General features: G+C 50.0%; 30 protein-coding genes. 7 read left to right on the forward strand and 23 right to left on the reverse strand.

Going from position 1 to position 20,117, the window contains the following annotated elements; genetic code table 11:
- Nucleotides 1-219: 219 nt before the first annotated feature.
- Nucleotides 220-774, forward strand: a complete 555-nt coding sequence (locus EPIR_RS16025; protein ID WP_023656543.1) for a gamma carbonic anhydrase family protein — start codon at nt 220-222, stop codon at nt 772-774.
- On the opposite strand, the gene EPIR_RS16030 is transcribed toward EPIR_RS16025, so the two are convergent.
- From EPIR_RS16030 to dprA, 6 genes are read right to left on the reverse strand one after another with little or no spacing between them, the layout of a single operon-like run.
- Nucleotides 741-1,001, reverse strand: coding sequence for a DUF1488 family protein (locus EPIR_RS16030; protein ID WP_023656544.1), 261 nt, complete (start codon nt 999-1,001; stop codon nt 741-743). The two genes, EPIR_RS16025 and EPIR_RS16030, sit on opposite strands and share 34 nt — an antisense overlap.
- Nucleotides 998-1,816, reverse strand: coding sequence for a shikimate dehydrogenase (gene aroE, locus EPIR_RS16035; RefSeq protein ID WP_023656545.1), 819 nt, complete (start codon nt 1,814-1,816; stop codon nt 998-1,000). The genes EPIR_RS16030 and aroE overlap by 4 nt, the downstream gene beginning before the upstream one ends.
- A 12-nt stretch (nt 1,817-1,828) precedes the next feature.
- Nucleotides 1,829-2,401, reverse strand: coding sequence for an L-threonylcarbamoyladenylate synthase type 1 TsaC (gene tsaC / locus EPIR_RS16040; RefSeq protein WP_023656546.1), 573 nt, complete (start codon nt 2,399-2,401; stop codon nt 1,829-1,831).
- Nucleotides 2,379-2,948 carry a DNA topoisomerase family protein gene (locus tag EPIR_RS16045; protein WP_048697935.1) on the reverse strand — a complete coding sequence of 190 codons (570 nt, stop codon included), beginning with the start codon at nt 2,946-2,948 and terminating at the stop codon, nt 2,379-2,381. Before EPIR_RS16045 ends, tsaC begins: the two co-directional genes overlap by 23 nt.
- A 25-nt stretch (nt 2,949-2,973) precedes the next feature.
- Nucleotides 2,974-3,447 carry a DUF494 family protein Smg gene (gene smg, locus EPIR_RS16050; protein ID WP_048697936.1) on the reverse strand — a complete coding sequence of 158 codons (474 nt, stop codon included), beginning with the start codon at nt 3,445-3,447 and terminating at the stop codon, nt 2,974-2,976.
- A complete protein-coding gene (dprA, locus tag EPIR_RS16055; protein WP_023656548.1) occupies nt 3,419-4,543 on the reverse strand; it encodes a DNA-protecting protein DprA in 1,125 nt (374 codons plus the stop codon). Before dprA ends, smg begins: the two co-directional genes overlap by 29 nt.
- 128 nt (nt 4,544-4,671) lie before the next feature.
- Here dprA and def point away from each other — a divergent pair, with 128 nt between their 5' ends.
- The 6 genes from def to EPIR_RS16085 all read left to right on the forward strand — a co-directional run bounded on the left by def (nt 4,672) and on the right by EPIR_RS16085 (nt 11,631).
- Nucleotides 4,672-5,181 (forward strand): peptide deformylase, encoded by a 510-nt coding sequence (def, locus tag EPIR_RS16060; protein WP_023656549.1) that lies wholly within the window; start codon nt 4,672-4,674, stop codon nt 5,179-5,181.
- 23 nt (nt 5,182-5,204) lie between these two features.
- Nucleotides 5,205-6,152 carry a methionyl-tRNA formyltransferase gene (gene fmt / locus EPIR_RS16065; protein ID WP_023656550.1) on the forward strand — a complete coding sequence of 316 codons (948 nt, stop codon included), beginning with the start codon at nt 5,205-5,207 and terminating at the stop codon, nt 6,150-6,152.
- Nucleotides 6,153-6,201: 49 nt separating this feature from the next.
- Complete coding sequence (gene rsmB / locus EPIR_RS16070; protein WP_023656551.1) at nt 6,202-7,491, forward strand: 16S rRNA (cytosine(967)-C(5))-methyltransferase RsmB; 1,290 nt, start codon at nt 6,202-6,204, stop codon at nt 7,489-7,491.
- A 58-nt stretch (nt 7,492-7,549) separates the two neighbouring features.
- On the forward strand, nt 7,550-8,926 hold the full coding sequence (gene trkA / locus EPIR_RS16075) for a Trk system potassium transporter TrkA (RefSeq protein WP_023656552.1): 1,377 nt from the start codon (nt 7,550-7,552) through the stop codon (nt 8,924-8,926).
- Between the two features lie 140 nt (nt 8,927-9,066).
- On the forward strand, nt 9,067-9,480 hold the full coding sequence (gene mscL, locus EPIR_RS16080; RefSeq protein WP_023656553.1) for a large-conductance mechanosensitive channel protein MscL: 414 nt from the start codon (nt 9,067-9,069) through the stop codon (nt 9,478-9,480).
- A gap of 453 nt (nt 9,481-9,933) precedes the next feature.
- Nucleotides 9,934-11,631: a hypothetical protein gene (locus EPIR_RS16085; protein WP_023656554.1), complete on the forward strand. Its 1,698-nt coding sequence runs from the start codon at nt 9,934-9,936 to the stop codon at nt 11,629-11,631.
- On the opposite strand, the gene EPIR_RS18450 is transcribed toward EPIR_RS16085, so the two are convergent.
- The 17 genes from EPIR_RS18450 to rpsN form a co-directional block, all read right to left on the reverse strand.
- Complete coding sequence (locus tag EPIR_RS18450; protein WP_023656555.1) at nt 11,576-11,863, reverse strand: alternative ribosome-rescue factor A; 288 nt, start codon at nt 11,861-11,863, stop codon at nt 11,576-11,578. The genes EPIR_RS16085 and EPIR_RS18450 overlap by 56 nt on opposite strands.
- Before the next feature lie 56 nt (nt 11,864-11,919).
- Entirely contained in the window at nt 11,920-12,351 is a 432-nt protein-coding gene (gene zntR, locus EPIR_RS16090) for a Zn(2+)-responsive transcriptional regulator (protein ID WP_023656556.1), read from the reverse strand.
- A complete protein-coding gene (locus EPIR_RS16095) occupies nt 12,351-12,722 on the reverse strand; it encodes a DnaJ family domain-containing protein (RefSeq protein ID WP_023656557.1) in 372 nt (123 codons plus the stop codon). Before EPIR_RS16095 ends, zntR begins: the two co-directional genes overlap by 1 nt.
- Nucleotides 12,723-12,840: 118 nt before the next feature.
- Nucleotides 12,841-13,227 (reverse strand): 50S ribosomal protein L17, encoded by a 387-nt coding sequence (gene rplQ / locus EPIR_RS16100; RefSeq protein ID WP_004160560.1) that lies wholly within the window; start codon nt 13,225-13,227, stop codon nt 12,841-12,843.
- A gap of 40 nt (nt 13,228-13,267) precedes the next feature.
- On the reverse strand, nt 13,268-14,257 hold the full coding sequence (locus EPIR_RS16105) for a DNA-directed RNA polymerase subunit alpha (protein WP_002919219.1): 990 nt from the start codon (nt 14,255-14,257) through the stop codon (nt 13,268-13,270).
- A 25-nt stretch (nt 14,258-14,282) separates the two neighbouring features.
- Nucleotides 14,283-14,903: a 30S ribosomal protein S4 gene (gene rpsD, locus EPIR_RS16110; protein ID WP_023656558.1), complete on the reverse strand. Its 621-nt coding sequence runs from the start codon at nt 14,901-14,903 to the stop codon at nt 14,283-14,285.
- A 33-nt stretch (nt 14,904-14,936) separates the two neighbouring features.
- Nucleotides 14,937-15,326: a 30S ribosomal protein S11 gene (rpsK, locus tag EPIR_RS16115; protein ID WP_004160563.1), complete on the reverse strand. Its 390-nt coding sequence runs from the start codon at nt 15,324-15,326 to the stop codon at nt 14,937-14,939.
- 16 nt (nt 15,327-15,342) lie between these two features.
- Nucleotides 15,343-15,699, reverse strand: coding sequence for a 30S ribosomal protein S13 (gene rpsM / locus EPIR_RS16120; RefSeq protein WP_012442833.1), 357 nt, complete (start codon nt 15,697-15,699; stop codon nt 15,343-15,345).
- 146 nt (nt 15,700-15,845) lie between these two features.
- The gene (rpmJ, locus tag EPIR_RS16125; protein WP_004160566.1) at nt 15,846-15,962 is read right to left on the reverse strand and encodes a 50S ribosomal protein L36; all 117 of its coding nucleotides are present in this window, start codon (nt 15,960-15,962) and stop codon (nt 15,846-15,848) included.
- 32 nt (nt 15,963-15,994) lie between these two features.
- The gene (secY, locus tag EPIR_RS16130) at nt 15,995-17,326 is read right to left on the reverse strand and encodes a preprotein translocase subunit SecY (RefSeq protein WP_023656559.1); all 1,332 of its coding nucleotides are present in this window, start codon (nt 17,324-17,326) and stop codon (nt 15,995-15,997) included.
- A gap of 7 nt (nt 17,327-17,333) precedes the next feature.
- Nucleotides 17,334-17,768 (reverse strand): 50S ribosomal protein L15, encoded by a 435-nt coding sequence (gene rplO, locus EPIR_RS16135; RefSeq protein ID WP_023656560.1) that lies wholly within the window; start codon nt 17,766-17,768, stop codon nt 17,334-17,336.
- Between the two features lie 3 nt (nt 17,769-17,771).
- Nucleotides 17,772-17,951: a 50S ribosomal protein L30 gene (rpmD, locus tag EPIR_RS16140; RefSeq protein ID WP_004160569.1), complete on the reverse strand. Its 180-nt coding sequence runs from the start codon at nt 17,949-17,951 to the stop codon at nt 17,772-17,774.
- A 5-nt stretch (nt 17,952-17,956) separates the two neighbouring features.
- Nucleotides 17,957-18,457 (reverse strand): 30S ribosomal protein S5, encoded by a 501-nt coding sequence (rpsE, locus tag EPIR_RS16145; RefSeq protein WP_004160571.1) that lies wholly within the window; start codon nt 18,455-18,457, stop codon nt 17,957-17,959.
- Between the two features lie 14 nt (nt 18,458-18,471).
- Nucleotides 18,472-18,825, reverse strand: a complete 354-nt coding sequence (gene rplR / locus EPIR_RS16150; protein ID WP_012442836.1) for a 50S ribosomal protein L18 — start codon at nt 18,823-18,825, stop codon at nt 18,472-18,474.
- A gap of 9 nt (nt 18,826-18,834) precedes the next feature.
- On the reverse strand, nt 18,835-19,368 hold the full coding sequence (gene rplF / locus EPIR_RS16155; RefSeq protein ID WP_023656561.1) for a 50S ribosomal protein L6: 534 nt from the start codon (nt 19,366-19,368) through the stop codon (nt 18,835-18,837).
- A gap of 11 nt (nt 19,369-19,379) precedes the next feature.
- Complete coding sequence (gene rpsH / locus EPIR_RS16160) at nt 19,380-19,772, reverse strand: 30S ribosomal protein S8 (RefSeq protein WP_023656562.1); 393 nt, start codon at nt 19,770-19,772, stop codon at nt 19,380-19,382.
- 30 nt (nt 19,773-19,802) lie between these two features.
- The gene (rpsN, locus tag EPIR_RS16165; protein ID WP_004160578.1) at nt 19,803-20,108 is read right to left on the reverse strand and encodes a 30S ribosomal protein S14; all 306 of its coding nucleotides are present in this window, start codon (nt 20,106-20,108) and stop codon (nt 19,803-19,805) included.
- Nucleotides 20,109-20,117 lie beyond the last annotated feature (9 nt).

Consider the following 20,117-nt stretch of genomic DNA (forward strand, 5'->3'; position numbering starts at 1 on the left):
GGTAAGCCGTTGTTCCGTGTCGATGGAGGCGCATTATAGGGATCCGAATTTATTGCACAAGCCTTTTTACGATCTTTCTTTTTGACTGCTGGGTTTTCACTCTTTTTGCCGATAACTAAGGCAATTCGTACAATTTTAATGCGCTTTTTCCCGATTCATTGATCCTTGATCGTTCACGGCGCTATCCTGCAAAGATCGTTTATATATAGAGAGAGAGCAATGAGCCAAAATATTCGTGCATACAAAGGCGTTCGCCCGCAACTGGGTAACCGGGTGATGATCGATCCCACCAGCGTGGTGATCGGCGATGTCACGCTGGCCGACGACGTCGGCATCTGGCCTTTGGTGGTGATCCGTGGCGACGTTAACCGGATTACTATAGGCAAACGTACCAATATTCAGGATGGTAGCGTACTGCATCTTACCCATAAATCTGCCGACAGTCCTGAAGGTCACCCGCTGGTGATTGGCGAAGATGTTACCGTTGGCCATAAAGCGATGTTACACGGCTGTACTGTTGGTAACCGGGTACTGGTTGGGATGGGTTCAGTTCTGCTTGATGGAGTAATAGTAGAAGATGACGTGATGATTGGTGCCGGCAGCCTGGTATCACCGGGTAAACGCCTGGAGCGTGGCTATCTCTACTTGGGCAGCCCGGCAAGGAAGGTACGTCCGCTGACGGAGGCTGAATTAAGTGGCCTGGTCTATTCCGCCAATAACTATGTCCGTTGGAAAGACGACTATTTGTATGAGGAAAGCCAAACCCAGCCCTGATCATCTTCCTGCTGATGCTGAATCGCCCGTTCCGCCAGTTCTTCCAGCTCCCAGCGATTAAGGCGAAAACAGGCCAGAGCATCCCCTTCTTTATGAAAACGGCGAAGTAACTCTTCGCCGTTAATCGCACAGGTCAACTGAAAACCATTAGCCTGCGCGCTAAAACACACCGCCTGCCTCGCCTCATCCCACCATTCGCGCTCCGGGAACTGAATGGCCTGATTCACGCCCCCATCTCCGCTTTGAGTACAGCGATCGCTGGCGTAATTTCCGGCATTATTCCGTGCCATAGCATAAAGGAATGTGCAGCCTGCCCCACCAGCATCCCTAACCCATCAGCCATTTGGGAAGATCCCTGCCGGCGGCACCATTGCAGGAACGGCGTGTCACCGATCTGATAGAACATGTCATAGCAGCGGGTATGCGCGCTGACCAGTCCGTCTGGAAGATCGGGTATTCCTCCCCCTACTCCGCTTGATGTGGCATTGATCACCAGATCAAACTGCCCTTTAGCGAGTTGCTCTTTGGCCACTGAATCGATACGCCCGCTGTGCTTAAAAAGCTGCGCCAAATCCTCTGCTTTTGCCTGGGTGCGATTAGTCACCGTCAGGCTGCAACCAAAGGAAAGCAGCGGAAGAATCACTCCGCGTGCTGCGCCGCCAGCACCGATCAACAGGATCCGGTCGTCAGGCTTGATCAGATCTAAGCGCTCAAGATCGCTCAACAGGCCGATGCCGTCGGTGTTATCGCCAACTAATCGTCCATCATCCAGCTTCTTGAGCGTATTAACCGCCCCGGACAGCGCCGCACGCTCGGTCAATTCATCGGCAAGCTCATAGGCCTGCTGTTTAAACGGCAGCGTCACATTGGCCCCCCGTCCATCTTTGGCGAAGAACGAACGCGCTACCTGTCCAAATTCATCAAGCGGCGCGCACAGGCTCTCATAAGGATGCGCAATACCCGTTTGATCAGCAAACAGCTGATGAATACGTGGTGATTTACTGTGACTAATCGGATTACCGATGACGACGAAAGACGACATAGTTTCCTCTATTTATCCCTGGCGAATCAGTTCACCGGTTAACACATCGCGGATTTCCGATGGGTTGAGACGACCACCGGTCTCGCCGAGCAGAACCGGAAAATCGCTGCCAAACTGTTCCAGCACCTCTGCGGCATGACGGCAGGGCGGCAACCCGGTCAAATTGGCGCTGGTTGAAACCAGTGGCTTACCAAAAGCATCGCACAAAGCGATGACATCGGGATGATCGCTGACGCGTACAGCCAGAGTACTGAATCGCCCGGTTAACCAGCCCGGTGTGGTACTACGTGCAGGCAATACCCATGTTACCGGGCCAGGCCAGCGAGAGAACATGCGCGCTTTCTGTTCAGTTGAAAGCTGTTCATCCGCAATCCAGGGGATCAGCTGCTGATAATCGGCAGCAATCAGGATCAATCCTTTCTCGACGGGGCGCTGCTTTAACGCCAGCAGCCGCATCACTGCGACTTCACAGTCAGGATCGCAGCCCAAGCCAAAAACCGCTTCGGTTGGATAGGCAATCACTTTCGCCTGAGATAGCTGTTCGACACACTGCGCCAATGAATCAACCACGGGGTTCTTCTTCACTACGGTTTCCTGATATTACGGGTTTGCCACAGGCTTTACTGGCGCAGGAACGCTTTGTTCCTCTCGCCGTTTTCTTCTCAATAAGCAGCGGGAACTGACAAAATTCGCAGACGCCTTCCACCGGGTTGAAATTCACCGCAAACTGGCAGTCAGGGTAACGATCGCAGGCATGAAACGTTTTGCCGTAGCGCGAACGACGCTGAATCAGTTTACCGTTCTGACATTGTGGGCAGGCCAGCGTGGTTTCATCCGGCTTATCGATAGTTTCGGTGTGATCGCATTCAGGGTAATCGTCACAGGCGACAAACATACCGTAGCGCCCCTGACGCAGCACAAGCCCACCACCGCACTGCGGGCAGAGCTGCCCATCGAGCACTTTAATAATGTGCCCTTCAGCCTGGCTTTTCAGCGGTCGAATGAAGTCGCATGCGGGATACTGTGGGCAACCAAGAAAAGCGCCGTGTTTCCCGGAGCGAATAACCAGTTCTGCCCCACACTGGGGGCAGGGTTCATTTTTTCGCGCAGCGAAAAGCGCAGTTTTATTCATAACGTTGTTTACACTAAGGCAATCTTCAGTGCAGCATTCCTTCATTGGCGTCGAAAAGCAGTTCTTCCATTTGTTGATAGGCATTTTCACATCCTGGGATGTTAAACAGCACCATCAACACCACCCATTTCAGATCGTCCAGATCGAACTCAAGGGTATCAAGCGCCATGATACGTTCGATAACCATTTCCCGCGTTTCCAGATTCAGGACCTGAATTTGCTCCAGGAACAGAATAAATCCACGACAGTTGGCATCCAAACGCTGACTCTCTTCCTCGGTATAGATACGCATGGACAGCGGATCGCTAGTCAGCAGAATCGGGGCAACCAGTCCGTCCTGATAGTCTGCCAACTTTTCCAGCCAGTTCAACGCATTATAAATATCTTCACGATGAAAGCCTGCATCAGATAAATCATCAGTTAACTTATCCTGATCCACACGCATTTCTGCCTCATTGTGGATATAGGTTTCAAATAGGTACATTAGTACGTCGAACATGGCTTGCCCTCCTCAATCGGACATAGCCGCCGGGTACAGCTGCGATCCATCCTGCTAACTCCAACTCAAGCAACTTAGCTACGATAGCTGGCACAGGTTGGCCGGCACGTTCAGCGACGACGTCAACAGGTGTAACCTCATCTCCTACGTTAGCCAACACATCGGGAAATGGCAATGAGGGATTGCTATACACCGCTGAATTGTGTGTCTCTGTGGCGGAAACAGGTAACCATGTAAAGTCGTTGTGCATCTCTTCCAGAATATTATCAGGATGCGCTACCAATAATGCCCCCTGCTGGATTAGCCAGTGCGTTCCTTCACTGCCCGGATTGCCCAGCGCTCCGGGCAATGCGTAGACGTCACGGTTCTGTTCCAATGCCAACTTTGCGGTCACCAGTGAACCACTGCGTAAAGTCGCTTCTACCACCAGAACGCCACGGCTCAGGCCGCTGATAATTCGATTGCGACGGGGGAAATGAGCAGGCAACGGTTTAACTGATAGTGGAAACTCAGAAACCAGCGCCCCGCCGCTATCAATGATTTGCTGGGCCAATATTTGATGCTGTCGTGGGTAAATCACCTCCAGCCCACTCCCCAGTACCGCAAGGGTCTTTCCCTCCACTTCCAGCGCCGCACGATGGGCAATGCCATCAATCCCTAATGCCAGTCCGCTGGTTATGGTCAAACCACTCAAGGCCAGTGCCTGACTGAACCAGCTGCCCCACTCACGACCGTAGTGCGAACAGTGGCGGCTGCCAACGATCGCCAACTGCGGTGATGCCAGTAATGTCGGATCGCCCGCGACAAAAAGCATCAAGGGAAAATGACTGATGTTTTTGAGCTGTTCAGGATAGCAGGGGCTATATGGCGTTAAGAAATGATGCAGGGGTGATTCCAGCCAGCGAAAAGTCTGCGCAATGATATGCTCATCGTAATTAAAGAATGCCCGTTGTTGTAAAACAGATAACCCCAATGATGCAAGATGACGCATACCGGGCGTGGTAAAACTCAATAGCTTGCTGATTAAAGCAAGACGCTGTTGACTGTTTATTCCGGACACCCCTGAAAGCCTCAACGCACACTCGACTGGCGACATGATCATCTCCCTGTTTTTGCCTCCCTTCTCCCTGAAGGTTAACGTCTGGAATGCTGTCAATCGTCGCGCGAAATGTCTACAATGAGAGGTATAAATCTTTCAACCCTTGAATACAGATCTGGAAAGTTATGTCCGTTTTGCAGGTATTACATTTTCCTGACGAGCGCCTGCGCATCGTTGCGAAACCCGTTAAAGAAGTGAATGCGAATATTCAGCGTATCGTCGATGATATGTTTGAAACCATGTACGCAGAGGAAGGCATTGGGCTGGCCGCGACACAGGTCGATATCCATCAGCGCATTATCGTTATCGACGTATCAGAGAATCGTGATGAGCGCCTGGTGTTGATCAACCCGGAACTGCTGGAAAAGAGCGGTGAAACGGGTATCGAAGAAGGCTGCCTGTCCATTCCCGAACAGCGTGCGCTGGTTCCCCGTGCCGAGAAAGTTAAAATTCGGGCACTGGATCGTGAAGGGAACAGCTTCGAGCTTGAAGCAGATGACCTGCTGGCCATTTGTATTCAGCATGAGATGGATCACCTGGTCGGCAAGCTGTTCATTGATTATCTGTCGCCAATGAAACGTCAGCGCATCCGTCAGAAGCTGGAAAAACTGTATCGTCAGAGCGCACGCGACTAAGTTCGTTGACTGAAGGGTAAAACGTGTCCGAATCATTGAAAATCATTTTTGCCGGCACCCCCGACTTTGCAGCGCGTCATCTTGACGCGCTGCTCTCTTCCGGGCATCAGGTGCTTGGCGTCTTCACCCAACCCGATCGCCCTGCGGGTCGAGGTAACAAGGTTACCGCAAGCCCGGTAAAACAGCTGGCTGAACAGCACAACATACCTGTCTTTCAACCTCAATCGTTGCGTCTTGAAGAAAATCAGCAGCGGGTCGCCGCACTGAACGCCGACGTGATGGTGGTGGTTGCCTACGGGCTGATACTGCCTAAAATCGTGCTGGAGATGCCGCGCCTCGGCTGCATCAACGTACACGGCTCTCTGCTGCCACGCTGGCGTGGTGCCGCACCGATCCAGCGCTCACTATGGGCAGGTGACGCCGAGACGGGAGTGACCATCATGCAGATGGATGTCGGGCTGGATACCGGCGATATGCTGCACAAGCTGTCCTGTCCGATCGAAGACGCTGATACCAGCGCCACGTTGTACGGTAAATTAGCCGATCTCGGCCCCGCTGGTCTGCTAACCACGCTGGCACAGCTGGCAAGCGGCAGCGCCCGGCCACAGGTGCAGGACGAATCCCTGGTTAGCTACGCGGAAAAACTCAGTAAAGAAGAGGCCCGCCTCGACTGGTCGCTTTCCGCACAGCAGCTGGAACGCTGTATACGTGCCTTTAATCCCTGGCCCGTAAGCTACTTTGTGATTGATGAGCAACCGGTGAAAGTATGGAAAGCTTCCGTGCTGCCTGCTGTCAATGGCCATCAGCCGGGCGAGATCTTGCTGGCCGATAAGCACGGTATTCAAGTTGTCACTGCCGACGGCGTGCTAAATATTGAAGAGTTACAGCCCGCAGGTAAAAAAGCGATGAAGGCTCAAGACCTGCTTAATTCCCGCCGTGAATGGTTTACCCCTGGCAATATTATTGCCTGATACGTTGCCCGGCCACGATGCCGGGCCATCGTCAGAATTGTGAATCCCAATGAAAAAAATGACTAATTTACGCTGCATCGCCGCTCAGACTATTGAGAAGGTTGTCGAACAGGGGCAGTCGCTGAGTCACGTTCTGCCTGCTGCGCAAAAAAGCGTTGGCGACAAAGATGCCGCACTGCTACAGGAACTTTGCTACGGCGTATTGCGTACTCTGCCGCAGCTGGAGTGGATTATCAGCAGGCTGATGTCGCGCCCAATGACCGGCAAACAGCGGGCGATCCATTTCCTGATCATGGTTGGGCTCTACCAGTTGATGTTCACACGCATTCCGTCCCATGCTGCACTGGCAGAAACGGTGGAAGGTGCCGTTGCACTTAAACGCCCGCAGCTGAAAGGACTGATTAACGGCGTTCTGCGCCAGTTCCAGCGTCAGCAGGACGAACTGATGCAACAAATGAACGATGGTGATCAGCAGTATCTACATCCCAAATGGTTGCTGGAACGCCTGAGGCGCGCCTGGCCGGGCCAGTGGCAACGAATTGTGGAGGCTAATAATCAGAGACCGCCGATGTGGCTGCGCGTTAACCGCCAGCACCACAGCCGGGATGCCTGGCTGGCTTTGCTGGAGGAGAGCGGCAAACAGGCTTTTGCTCACCCTCAGCACGGCGATGCGCTACGGCTGGAGTTCCCCTGCGCCGTCGGCCAGCTTCCGGGATTCGACCAGGGCTGGGTCACCGTGCAGGATGCCTCTGCTCAGGGATGCGTGGCGCTGCTCGCTCCCCAAAACGGCGAGGTTATACTCGATCTTTGTGCTGCCCCTGGGGGAAAAACCACCCATATTCTGGAGGCTGCACCGCAGGCAAAGGTATTAGCAGTAGACGTTGATGCCCAACGTTTGGCAAGAGTGACTGAAAATCTACAACGGCTTAATATGCAGGCAGAGGTTAAGCTGGGTGATGGGCGAACACCCGCTGCATGGTGCGATGATACTCAATTCGATCGTATCCTGCTGGATGCTCCCTGCTCAGCCACGGGGGTAATCCGCCGTCATCCGGATATTAAATGGTTACGCCGCGATCGCGATATCGCGGAGCTGGCAGCGCTACAACAGCAAATCTTGGATGCCGTCTGGCCACATCTGAAGCCCGGAGGCACGTTGCTGTACGCAACCTGCTCGGTGCTGCCTGAAGAGAACCATATGCAGATCGGTCAGTTTCTGCAACGTCATGCCAATGCATCGTTGGTTGAAACAGGCGATCTGACCCAACCTGGCATCCAGGTGTTTCCGCAGGCAGATGGCGGTGATGGTTTCTACTACGCGAAATTGGTAAAACAGTAACAGAGGTGGTGCGCTAAACTGCACCACAATCGAAGCAAAACCAACAGACTGAAGCTCAATGAAAATTATCATTCTTGGTGCAGGACAGGTCGGCGGTACGCTTGCTGAAAACCTGGTCGGTGAAAATAACGATATTACTCTGGTGGATACCGATACGCTGCGCCTGCGTCAGTTACAAGATAAGTTCGATCTGCGCGTCGTTCATGGGCACGGCTCTCATCCGCGCGTATTGCGGGAAGCCGGCGCGGAGGATGCGGATATGCTGGTGGCGGTCACCAGCTCCGACGAAACGAATATGGTGGCCTGCCAGGTCGCCTATTCACTGTTCAATACGCCTAATCGTATTGCTCGTATCCGCGCGCCGGATTACATACGCGATGCCGACAGGTTATTTATTCCTGAAGCAGTGCCCATCGACCACCTTATCTCTCCCGAACAGCTGGTAATAGACAATATTTATCGCCTGATTGAATACCCGGGAGCGCTACAGGTGGTTAATTTTGCCGAAGGTAAAGTCAGTCTCGCGGTAGTCAAAGCCTATTACGGCGGCCCGCTGGTGGGCAATGCCCTGTCGGTAATGCGTGAACATATGCCACACATAGATACCCGTGTTGCCGCCATTTTCCGTCAGGATCGTCCAATCCGCCCTCAGGGTTCAACCATTATTGAAGCGGGCGATGAAGTCTTCTTTATCGCAGCCAGTCAGCACATTCGCGCCGTGATGAGTGAGTATCAACGCCTGGAAAAACCTTATAAGCGCATTATGATTGTCGGCGGCGGAAACATTGGATTCGGCCTGGCCCAACGGCTGGAAAAACATTATAGCGTCAAGCTGATCGAACGCGATCAACAGCGTGCAGCAGAGCTGGCTGAAAATTTGCAGAACACGATTGTATTTTACGGCGATGCTTCCGATCAGGAGCTGCTGGCGGAAGAGCACGTCGATCAGATCGATCTGTTTATTGCGATAACCAATGATGATGAAGCCAATATCATGTCCGCGATGCTGGCAAAGCGTATGGGGGCGAAAAAAGCGATGGTGTTAATCCAGCGTCGCGCCTATGTCGACCTTGTGCAGGGTAGTGTGATCGATATTGCCATTTCCCCACAGCAGGCGACGATTTCTGCTCTGCTCGGGCACGTACGTAAAGCTGATATCGTTGGCGTATCTTCTCTACGCCGTGGTGTGGCGGAGGCCATTGAAGCGATTGCACATGGCGAAGAGTCCACCTCAAAAGTCGTTGGTCGCCAGATTGATGATATTAAGCTCCCTCCGGGTACTATCATTGGTGCGGTGGTGCGTGGTGATGATGTTATCATTGCTAATGACAATCTTCGCATTGAGCAGGGCGACCACGTCATTATGTTCCTCACCGACAAGAAGTTCGTGCCTGATGTTGAGAGACTTTTCCAGCCAAGCCCGTTCTTCCTTTAATCCTGGTTTTACCATTTTCACGCCCGGCTGCCATGACGGGAAAGCTAATTGGCACTCAATTCACATTTATTTGTGATCTTCATGGCAAAACGACTATCGTTTGTTAGACTTTAAGAATAATTTAAGGGAAGGAGATAAAAATGAGTATGTTCAAAGAGTTTCGCGATTTCGCTATGCGCGGCAACGTAGTTGATTTGGCAGTCGGTGTTATCATCGGTGCTGCTTTTGGCAAAATCGTCTCCTCATTGGTGGCAAACATCATTATGCCGCCTTTGGGTTTGCTGATTGGTGGCGTTGATTTCAAACAATTTAGCTGGATATTAAAGCCCGCTGATGGTGCAGCACCTGCGGTAGTGATGGAATATGGCGTGTTTTTGCAGACGGTATTTGATTTTGTCATCGTCGCGTTTGCCATTTTTATGGCCATCAAGCTGATGAACAGGCTTTATACGAAGAAAGAGGTTGAGAAGCCTGTGGCAAAACCTTCTGCTGAAGAGACGCTGTTGAGTGAAATCCGTGATTTGCTAAAAGAGCAGAACGGTAAAACTCAGTAATGATTTGGCAGCCAGTAGCCAACGTGATAACAAGATAAATTATTCCATCCCTGTGAGCATTTAGCTGACAGGGTTTTTTATTTCCCCGCATTATGCCTGTCACGTCAAAAAACGCATTGTCAGCTTCGCTGTCATTCTGAACGACGCGATATAACGGTATAAGTCCTCACATATCAGAGACGTCCGTCACCGGATATCCACCGTTGTGGAGGCCGCAGGATCGTGCAATGGCAGAATCGTTCTTCACTTCGCAAAGATAAGAGTTTGTCAGAAAACGGGCCAATAAAACCCAGCGTCTGGCTCTAATAGCTATCTTCCATTACATTATTGATTCCGAAACCGATCCCATTACCACAACCACGTCATAGGCCTCAGTATTGAAGCCTTCGGACAGGTCTCGCCATAAGGACAGAATTGCTGCCAACGATAAGCTCAAACTAAAGGAGTAGTATCATGCCCGTAAATGTTCGTCATGATTTGCCTCGAATGCCCTTCCCACTGACATCTGACAAGCATAACGTTAAAGATGGCTTTCACCACAATAATCAAGATCCTCAACTTCTTACTTCCCGAATCACAACGGTTGATAACAGCAAAGGAGAGAGTCCCTTCAACAGATGCAAGACCCGGTGGCCCCCGGTACGGGTGGCCAGTGAAGAAGATGGTGCAGGGGTTATTTCACTGAATGAGATAATAAGCAAAGGTAAAGCTCTGCGCTTAGAGGCAGAATCATTACATGACTCCGGCGTTACCTCCCCCCTTTCCCGTGGATGGAAAGGGGGGTTTTTTAAACGTTTCCTGGTCGGGGCGGGCATACTGACCGGATCCGGCGTGCTGGGATATCAGTGTTATGCAGGAAGGAAGAGCATCGCTGGACGGAAAGCCAACTTAGCGCAGCTTTATTGCCCAAAGGGGCATCCTATTAATCCGGTCATACCTTTTGATGACAGTAGCGGTATGCGGAACAACCCGTTCAGCAAAGTCGACCTGCACCCTGACAACAAACATGATGGTGTCAGCCCCATGAGTCGACCCACACGACAATCATCAGGCATACATCAAAACTATTTAGCCACACGACAATCGATGGAGAATGATTTTTTAAGGTTAAAAAGTGATACATTTATCTTTAAAATCATGGCGAGAAACCTTTCTTCTCTAAAAAAGATAAATGAACGACATTTTAATTACCTTCAATTGGTTATTAGCAACACGGTTAAAATTGTCGACTCGGCTACAACATCACTTCTGAGGTCATCAAACAGGTATAACAGTGTTCAACCTGTCATTAATGACTACCTTGGCAGGGCGATACTACGCTTTTTCCATGTAAATATTGAAAATATGCAGCCATCTGATTTAAAGAATTACCTTGATGTGAGAGAAATATTTGAAAAGCAAATTAAAGATGAACTTAATAAGCCATTCTTGGTGGATATAAATAATGACAGAGACTTTATCGACAAGTTAATTATAAATTTGGCAAAAATGCGCAACTACCTCGAAAGAGGCAGTGACAGGTACGGCAATAATTTCCTGAACTTTATTTATGTCAAAAAAAACAAAGACACTGAAATTTTTGAAAAAGAAAATTCTCTATCCCCTCTTATAGCAACAATAGGCGATCAAACTTTACCCAAGATAGGATATGATAAACTCGATATTATCATTACAGAAGATTTCTTCAAACTTTGTACAGTGGACGCTTCTAATATTATCATTCACGAATTAGCCCACTACTTTACCAATACTAAAGATCTGTTTGAAATGAAGAGAGAGCCAGATTGCGAAAAAACCTCAGCCACAGCCATTAATCACACATCCATTATTGAGCAACTGATTTTTGCAGAAGACCGTTTACTGAATTTAAAAAAAGATATTGAATCATATATTTTTCATACTTGGGATAGTGTATCAATACAAATTGAAGATATTCTGGTACGTATCCCAAACTATCCTATTGAAGGAATAAAATCTGATCAGATAAAAACATTTTTAAAATATTATCATCATTACCCACAGTTCAGGAAAAATATCAATTATCGTGCCACTGATTATTATTCAAACCTGATAGTCTCTTTAGCCTCACAACAATTTAAGCATGATCGAAAAGTCCCTTTATCGCCGGTCGAAAGACTGAAAGATAGTTGATAGCGTACGTGGATACTTCAGCCGAGAAAAGCGGAAGGCCAGAGGAAAATACACTAATGATGAATTTACCACTGGCCTCCAAGCCTGCTTTCTTGCCATGTTTTTCTTTACGCCGATAGCTGCCCTTGCCCTTATGATTGACTTCAATGCGCTGTTTAAACAAAGGATCGTGTAGCAATGCTTCTATTGCATTATCGCGGATAATGCCCTTTTTGTGTTGGTAGGTAGTCATGAACTCTTCCTGTTAGATGATGACGGTTAGGAATATAGGCCCGAAAAGAGAAAAATTCAATCATCCGTATGAACTAAAGATGTGGATGCCCCTTTCTCCAAAGCATCAAGGATAGAGCAATAGACGCTGCTGTGTGCACTCCCACAACAGGCATCATTCAGTCTCTTCAATGAGCGTTGCATATGTTTTAGCTCTTTGAGCATTGCTGAAACTTCATCAAGTCGTTTCTGCACGATTGATTTTGATTCCTGACAGGTATGATGTTCAGGATCGACACGGATCGACAACAGCTCGCGAATTGCCTCCAGCTTGAAACCCAAATGCCGTGCATAACGAATGAACTTCAGACGCTGCAAATCCTTATCACTATAAAGACGAAAACCGCCTTGCGTTCTCACCTCATGATCCATCATCTGCTGCTTTTCATAAAAGCGGATAGTGTCCGGTGTGACGTTGGCCAGCTTAGCCAGTTGTCCAATGCGATACATTAATCAACCTCATTAAAACGAAGATGTATTTGCTGACTATAGTCGCCTTGCAGAAAATCAGTGCTGATGCCAGCCTGTTTAAGTTTGAGTTCTAGCAGCCTGAGCCGTTTTAGCTGTGGCAAATACTGTTCATCGAGTGGGTTAACGCTGCCTAATAGCTGGTCGAGTTCAACCGCTTCACGACGCATTTCAAGTTCGGGAGGAAGATAGCCTGAATTTTTCAGGATGCGGTAACTCGCACGCAGCTCTTCTGGAACATGTGAGTCATCATCCAGTTTCAATGGATGTCCGGTGCCAGGCAGGTTATCAAGATCGCCCTGGTGCAGGGCTGCAAGGATATGCTTTTCAGCCAGTTGATCGATCAGTGACATGATAGCCTCGCTAAAAGTAGAAATTTCAGCATAGAGCAATTATTGCGTGGTGACGAGAGGAAGGAATTGGGGATATAAAAAAACCCCGCAAGCGGGGTCTTTTTAATGTTGTAACAGATTACTCTGCTACAGCTTCTGCTTGAGCTTCTGGACGATCAACCAGCTCGATGTAAGCCATCGGAGCGTTGTCACCAGCGCGGAAGCCACACTTCAAAATGCGAGTGTAACCACCGGCACGGCTCGCGAAACGCGGGCCCAGCTCGTTAAACAGTTTTGCCACGATCTCGTTATCACGAGTACGGGCGAATGCCAGACGACGATTAGCTACGCTGTCGGTCTTGGCAAGAGTAATCAGCGGCTCAACTACGCGACGCAGCTCTTTCGCTTTTGGCAGGGTCGTCTTGATGATCTCATGACGAACCAAAGAGCCAGCCATGTTGCGGAACATAGCCTGACGATGGCTGCTGTTACGGTTCAGTTGACGACCACTCTTACGATGGCGCATGACCTTATCCTTCTCAGTGAAACCTTAACCTGTGATCGGGTTATTCATCAGCAATGCTAGCTGGCGGCCAGTTTTCCAGGCGCATGCCCAGAGACAGACCACGAGAAGCCAGCACATCTTTAATCTCAGTAAGAGATTTTTTACCAAGGTTAGGTGTTTTAAGCAGCTCAACCTCGGTACGCTGTACCAGATCACCGATGTAGTGGATAGCTTCTGCCTTGAGGCAGTTAGCAGAGCGGACAGTCAATTCCAGATCGTCAACAGGGCGCAGCAAGATCGGATCGAATTCTGGTTTCTCTTCTTTCACTTCCGGCTGACGAACATCACGTAAGTCGACGAAAGCTTCCAGTTGTTCTGCCAGGATGGTAGCCGCACGGCGGATCGCTTCTTCAGGATCGATAGTGCCGTTGGTTTCCATTTCGATGACCAGCTTGTCCAGGTCGGTACGCTGTTCCACACGCGCTGCTTCAACATTGTAGGCAATACGCTCTACAGGGCTATAGCAGGCGTCGACTAACAGACGACCGATCGGGCGCTCATCTTCTTCCGAATGAATTCGGGCAGAAGCCGGCACATAACCACGACCACGCTGAACTTTGATACGCATGCTGATAGCAGCGTTTTCATCGGTCAGATGGCAGATCACGTGCTGCGGCTTGACGATTTCAACATCACCATCATGGGTGATATCGGCTGCAGTCACAGGGCCAATGCCAGATTTATTCAGAGTAAGAATAACTTCATCTTTGCCCTGAACTCTTACCGCTAAACCTTTCAGGTTGAGCAGGATTTCCAGGATATCTTCCTGTACGCCCTCTTTGGTGCTGTACTCATGTAGTACACCATCAATTTCAACCTCGGTCACCGCGCAACCCGGCATTGATGAAAGCAAAATACGGCGCAGCGCGTTACCGAGAGTATGGCCAAAGCCACGCTCTAAAGGCTCAAGGGTCACCTTGGCGTGCGTCGAACTCACTTGTTCGATATCTACCAGGCGTGGTTTTAGAAACTCTGTCACAGAACCCTGCATTGTGTCCTCTCTTTGGTACTAAGCCTTACTTGGAGTAAAGCTCGACGATCAGGTGTTCGTTAATGTCCGCAGACAGATCGGTACGTTCAGGAATACGCTTGAACACACCTTCCATCTTAGTTGCATCAACTTCCAGCCAGGTTGGCTTTTCACGCTGTTCAGCCAGCTCCAGAGCGGCTTTCACGCGAGACTGCTTTTTGGCTTTCTCACGGATGCTAACAACGTCATTCGGAGTTACCTGATAAGAAGCGATGCTAACAACGCGGCCGTTTACCATGATAGATTTGTGGCTAACCAACTGACGTGATTCTGCACGAGTGGCGCCAAAGCCCATACGATAAACTACGTTATCCAGACGACCTTCCAGCAGAGCTAACAGGTTTTCACCGGTATTGCCTTTCAGACGAGCTGCTTCTTTATAATAGTTACGGAACTGACGCTCCAGCACACCGTAGATACGGCGAACTTTCTGCTTTTCACGTAACTGCACGCCATAATCAGACAGACGTGGCTTGCGCGCACCGTGCTGACCAGGAGCTTGTTCAATCTTACACTTGGTATCAATCGCGCGAACGCCAGACTTAAGGAACAGGTCTGTGCCTTCACGACGGCTCAGCTTGAGCTTAGGACCCAAATATCTTGCCATTTTCTTTCTCCAACATTCCTAAAAAACGGGGCGTTATACGCGACGTTTTTTCGGCGGACGACAACCGTTGTGAGGGATCGGAGTCACATCAGTAATATTAGTGATGCGGAAACCAGCAGCGTTCAGAGCACGAATAGTTGATTCGCGGCCTGGACCAGGACCCTTAACCATAACTTCCAAGTTCTTAATACCGTAATCTTTCACGGCCTCTGCGCAACGCTCTGCAGCAACCTGCGCAGCGAACGGCGTAGACTTACGAGAACCACGGAAACCGGAGCCACCGGCTGTTGCCCAACCCAACGCATTACCCTGACGGTCGGTAATAGTAACGATGGTGTTGTTAAAAGACGCATGGACATGAGCCACGCCATCAGAGACTTGCTTTCTTACACGCTTACGTGCACGAACTGGTGCCTTTGCCATTATTCAATCACCCCGATTATTTCTTGATCGGTTTACGCGGACCCTTACGGGTACGTGCGTTGGTCTTGGTACGCTGACCGCGCACTGGAAGACCACGACGATGACGCAAACCACGATAGCAACCAAGGTCCATAAGACGCTTGATGCTCAGGGTGACTTCACGACGCAGATCGCCTTCAACAACAAATTTCGCCACTGCATCACGCAGAATGTCGATTTGCTCTTCAGACAGCTCACTGATCTTAACATTTTCGGCGATACCCGTGGATGCACAGATAGACTGTGAACGGGTTTTACCGATACCGAAGATCGCAGTTAAAGCAATAACGGTATGTTTATGATCAGGAATGTTAATGCCTGCTATACGGGCCACTATGCACTCCTATTTAATTACTTATGCGTCCCATGCCGAAAAGCCCGTTTTCAGGATACTCAAATGGAAACGCATAGACATACAAAAGATTGGCTGGCTAATCTAGCCAGCTCAACCCGACTTTGCAAGAAAAATATGCGATTAAATCAGCCTTGGCGCTGTTTATGCTTAGGCTCGGCACTGCAGATCACACGAACGACACCGTCGCGGCGAATGATTTTGCAGTTACGACATAATTTCTTGACGGAAGCACGAACTTTCATTTTTACTCTCCGTAACTTCTCAAGCGCCTGAATTAACGGCCATAGCCTTTCAGGTTTGCTTTCTTCAATGCAGACTCATACTGACTCGACATCATCAGAGTTTGCACTTGAGCCATAAAGTCCATGATGACAACCACTACTATCAGCAGTGATGTACCGCCGAAGTAGAATGGGACTTTCATCGCATCACGCATGAACTCCGGGATCAGGCAGATAAAGGTAATGTACAAAGCACCGATTAAGGTCAGGCGAGTCATTACTTTATCGATATACTTCGCCGTCTGTTCTCCCGGACGAATACCTGGTACAAATGCACCAGACTTCTTCAGGTTATCTGCTGTTTCACGCGGGTTAAAAACCAACGCTGTGTAGAAGAAACAGAAGAAGATGATTGCAGTCGCATAGAGTAGCACATAAAGCGGCTGGCCAGGCTGTAATGACATAGAAATCGTCGTCAGCCAGTTCCACCCGGTTCCGCCCCCGAACCATGAAGCTATGGTCGCTGGGAACAGAATGATGCTGGAAGCAAAGATAGCAGGGATAACCCCGGCCATGTTCACTTTCAACGGTAAATGTGTGCTCTGCGCAGCATAGACACGACGGCCTTGCTGACGTTTCGCATAGTTCACCACAATGCGGCGTTGACCACGCTCAACGAAAACAACGAAGAAGGTCACTGCAAATACGAGAACTGCAACCAACAGTAACAGGAGGAAGTGCAGGTCGCCTTGCCGCGCTTGCTCGATGGTATGGCCAATGGCCGGCGGCAGACCCGCAACAATACCAGCAAAGATAATGATCGAGATACCGTTGCCGATACCTCGTTCAGTAATTTGCTCGCCCAGCCACATCAGGAACATTGTCCCGGTAACCAAGCTAACAACAGCGGTAAAGTAGAAAGCCAAGCCTGGATTTAACACCAGGCCCTGCATTCCAGGCATATTCGGTAAACCGGTAGCAATACCGATCGACTGGAAAATACCTAATACCAGAGTACCGTAGCGGGTGTACTGGCTGATCTTGCGACGGCCAGCCTCCCCTTCTTTCTTGATTTCAGCTAACGCGGGATGAACCACCGTCAGCAGCTGGATAATAATCGATGCCGAAATATACGGCATGATACCCAGAGCAAAGATAGAAGCACGGCTCAGAGCACCACCAGAGAACATGTTAAACATTTCAATGATGGTGCCACGCTGTTGCTCAAGCAATTTGGCAAGTACAGTGGCATCAATACCAGGAATTGGAATAAAAGAGCCAATACGGAAGACAATCAGCGCACCAATCACAAACAGAAGTCTGCGTTTTAGTTCGCCAAAACCGCCTTTGGCACTTTGAAAATCTAATCCCGGTTGCTTAGCCATCTGCTACTTATTCCTCAATTTTACCGCCAGCAGCTTCGATTGCAGCACGAGCGCCTTTAGTGACACGCAGACCACGAACCGTTACCGGTACAGAAACTTCGCCAGACAGGAACACTTTCGCGAACTCCATCTGAATACCGATAATGTTAGCCGCTTTCAGCGTGTTCAGGTCGACGATGCCGCCTTCAACTTTCGCCAGGTCAGACAGACGAACTTCTGCCGTAACCATTGCTTTACGCGAAGTGAAACCGAATTTCGGCAGACGGCGGTACAGAGGCATCTGGCCGCCTTCAAAACCACGACGTACGCCACCGCCAGAACGTGAGTTCTGACCTTTGTGACCACGACCGCCGGTTTTTCCGAGGCCTGAACCGATACCACGGCCCACGCGTTTCGCAGCGCGCTTTGAGCCGTCGGCCGGAGACAGAGTATTTAAACGCATCTGTTACTCCTCCACTTTAACCATGTAGGAAATCGCGTTAACCATACCGCGTACAGCTGGCGTGTCTTCACGCTCTACGGTGTGGTTAATACGACGCAGACCCAGGCCAAGCAGTGTCGCCTTATGTTTAGGCAGACGACCGATCGAACTACGGGTTTGAGTAATCTTAATAGTCTTAGCCATGGTCATTACCCCAGAATGTCTTCAACGGATTTGCCACGCTTGGCAGCGACCATTTCTGGGGAATTCATGTTAGCCAGGCCATCCAGAGTTGCACGAACCACGTTGATCGGGTTGGTGGAACCGTAGGCTTTAGCCAGAACGTTATGAACCCCAGCAACTTCCAGAACGGCGCGCATTGCACCACCGGCGATAATACCGGTACCTTCTGAAGCTGGCTGCATGAACACGCGAGAACCTGTGTGCACGCCTTTAACAGGGTGCTGCAGGGTGCCGTTGTTCAGCGCGACATTGATCATATTGCGACGAGCTTTTTCCATCGCTTTCTGGATCGCTGCTGGAACTTCACGCGCTTTACCGTAACCAAAACCGATGCGACCATTACCATCACCCACAACAGTCAGAGCTGTGAAGGAGAAAATACGGCCACCTTTAACGGTTTTAGATACGCGATTAACCGCGATCAGCTTTTCCTGCAGTTCGCCAGCTTGTTTTTCGATGTGTGCCATCTTACACCTCTACCTTAGAACTGTAGGCCAGCTTCACGGGCAGCATCTGCCAGTGCCTGGACACGACCATGATATTGGAAACCAGAACGGTCGAAAGAAACACCAGTGATGCCTTTTTCGATTGCGCGTTCAGCAACTGCTTTACCAACAGCAGCAGCAGCGTCTTTGTTTCCAGTGTACTTCAGTTGCTCACCGATTGCTTTTTCTACAGTAGAAGCGGCAACCAGGACTTCAGAACCGTTAGGTGCGATTACCTGTGCGTAAATATGACGCGGGGTACGATGTACCACCAGGCGAGTAGCACCCAGCTCTTTGAGCTTGCGACGTGCGCGGGTCGCACGACGGATACGAGCAGATTTCTTATCCATAGTGTTACCTTACTTCTTCTTAGCCTCTTTGGTACGCACGACTTCGTCGGCGTAACGAACACCCTTGCCTTTATAAGGCTCAGGACGACGGTAGGCGCGAATATCGGCTGCAACCTGACCAATCAGCTGTTTATCAGCGCCTTTCAGCACGATTTCAGTCTGAGTTGGACATTCAGCAGTGATTCCCGCTGGCAGCGCGTGTTCAACGGGGTGAGAGAAGCCCAAGGCTAAACTCACTGCGTTGCCTTTAACGGCTGCACGATAACCTACACCAACCAGCTGCAGCTTCTTAGTGAAGCCTTCGGTAACACCGATAACCATAGCGTTCAGCAGAGCGCGAGAAGTACCTGCCTGCGCCCAAGCGTCCGCAAAACCTTCGCGCGGAGCGAAAGTCAGGGCGTTGTCAGCATGCTTAACTTCTACGGCATTGTTGAGCGTACGAGTCAGCTCGCCGTTCTTACCTTTAATCGAAATTACCTGACCGTCGAGTTTTACCTCTACGCCGGCAGGAATGACGACAGGTGCTTTAGCAACACGAGACATTTATCCTCCGATTAAGCTACGTAGCAGATAATTTCGCCGCCAAGACCAGCCTGGCGTGCTGCACGATCGGTCATAACACCTTTAGAGGTAGAAACAACAGCGATACCCAGTCCAGCCATTACTTTTGGCAGTTCGTCTTTGCGTTTGTAGATACGCAGACCTGGACGGCTTACACGCTGAATGCTCTCTACCACTGCCTTGCCCTGGAAATACTTAAGAGTCAGTTCCAGTTCTGGCTTGGTGTCGCCTTCGATTTTAAATTCTTCAATATAGCCTTCTTCCTTCAGCACGTTGGCAATAGCCAATTTCAGCTTGGAGGAAGGCATGGAGACCGCAACTTTGTTTGCGGATTGACCGTTACGGATACGGGTCAGCATATCCGCGATCGGATCTTGCATGCTCATCTGTCTTTACTCCCGTGATTCAATTGGTAATTACCAGCTAGCCTTTTTCAAGCCAGGTACTTCACCGCGCATGGCGGCTTCACGCAACTTGATACGGCTCAACCCGAATTTGCCCACATAACCATGTGGACGGCCAGTTTGGCGGCAGCGCTTGCGCTGACGGGACGGGCTGGAATCACGCGGCAGAGTTTGCAGCTTGAGAACAGCATTCCAACGATCTTCGTCGGACGAGTTCACGCTAGAAATGATAGCTTTCAGTTCCTCGCGTTTAGCGCGGTACTTGTCAGCCAGTTTCACGCGAACGACTTCGCGTGCTTTCATCGATTGCTTAGCCATCAGTAACCC

This window comes from Erwinia piriflorinigrans CFBP 5888, from assembly GCF_001050515.1.
Lineage (GTDB): Bacteria > Pseudomonadota > Gammaproteobacteria > Enterobacterales > Enterobacteriaceae > Erwinia > Erwinia piriflorinigrans.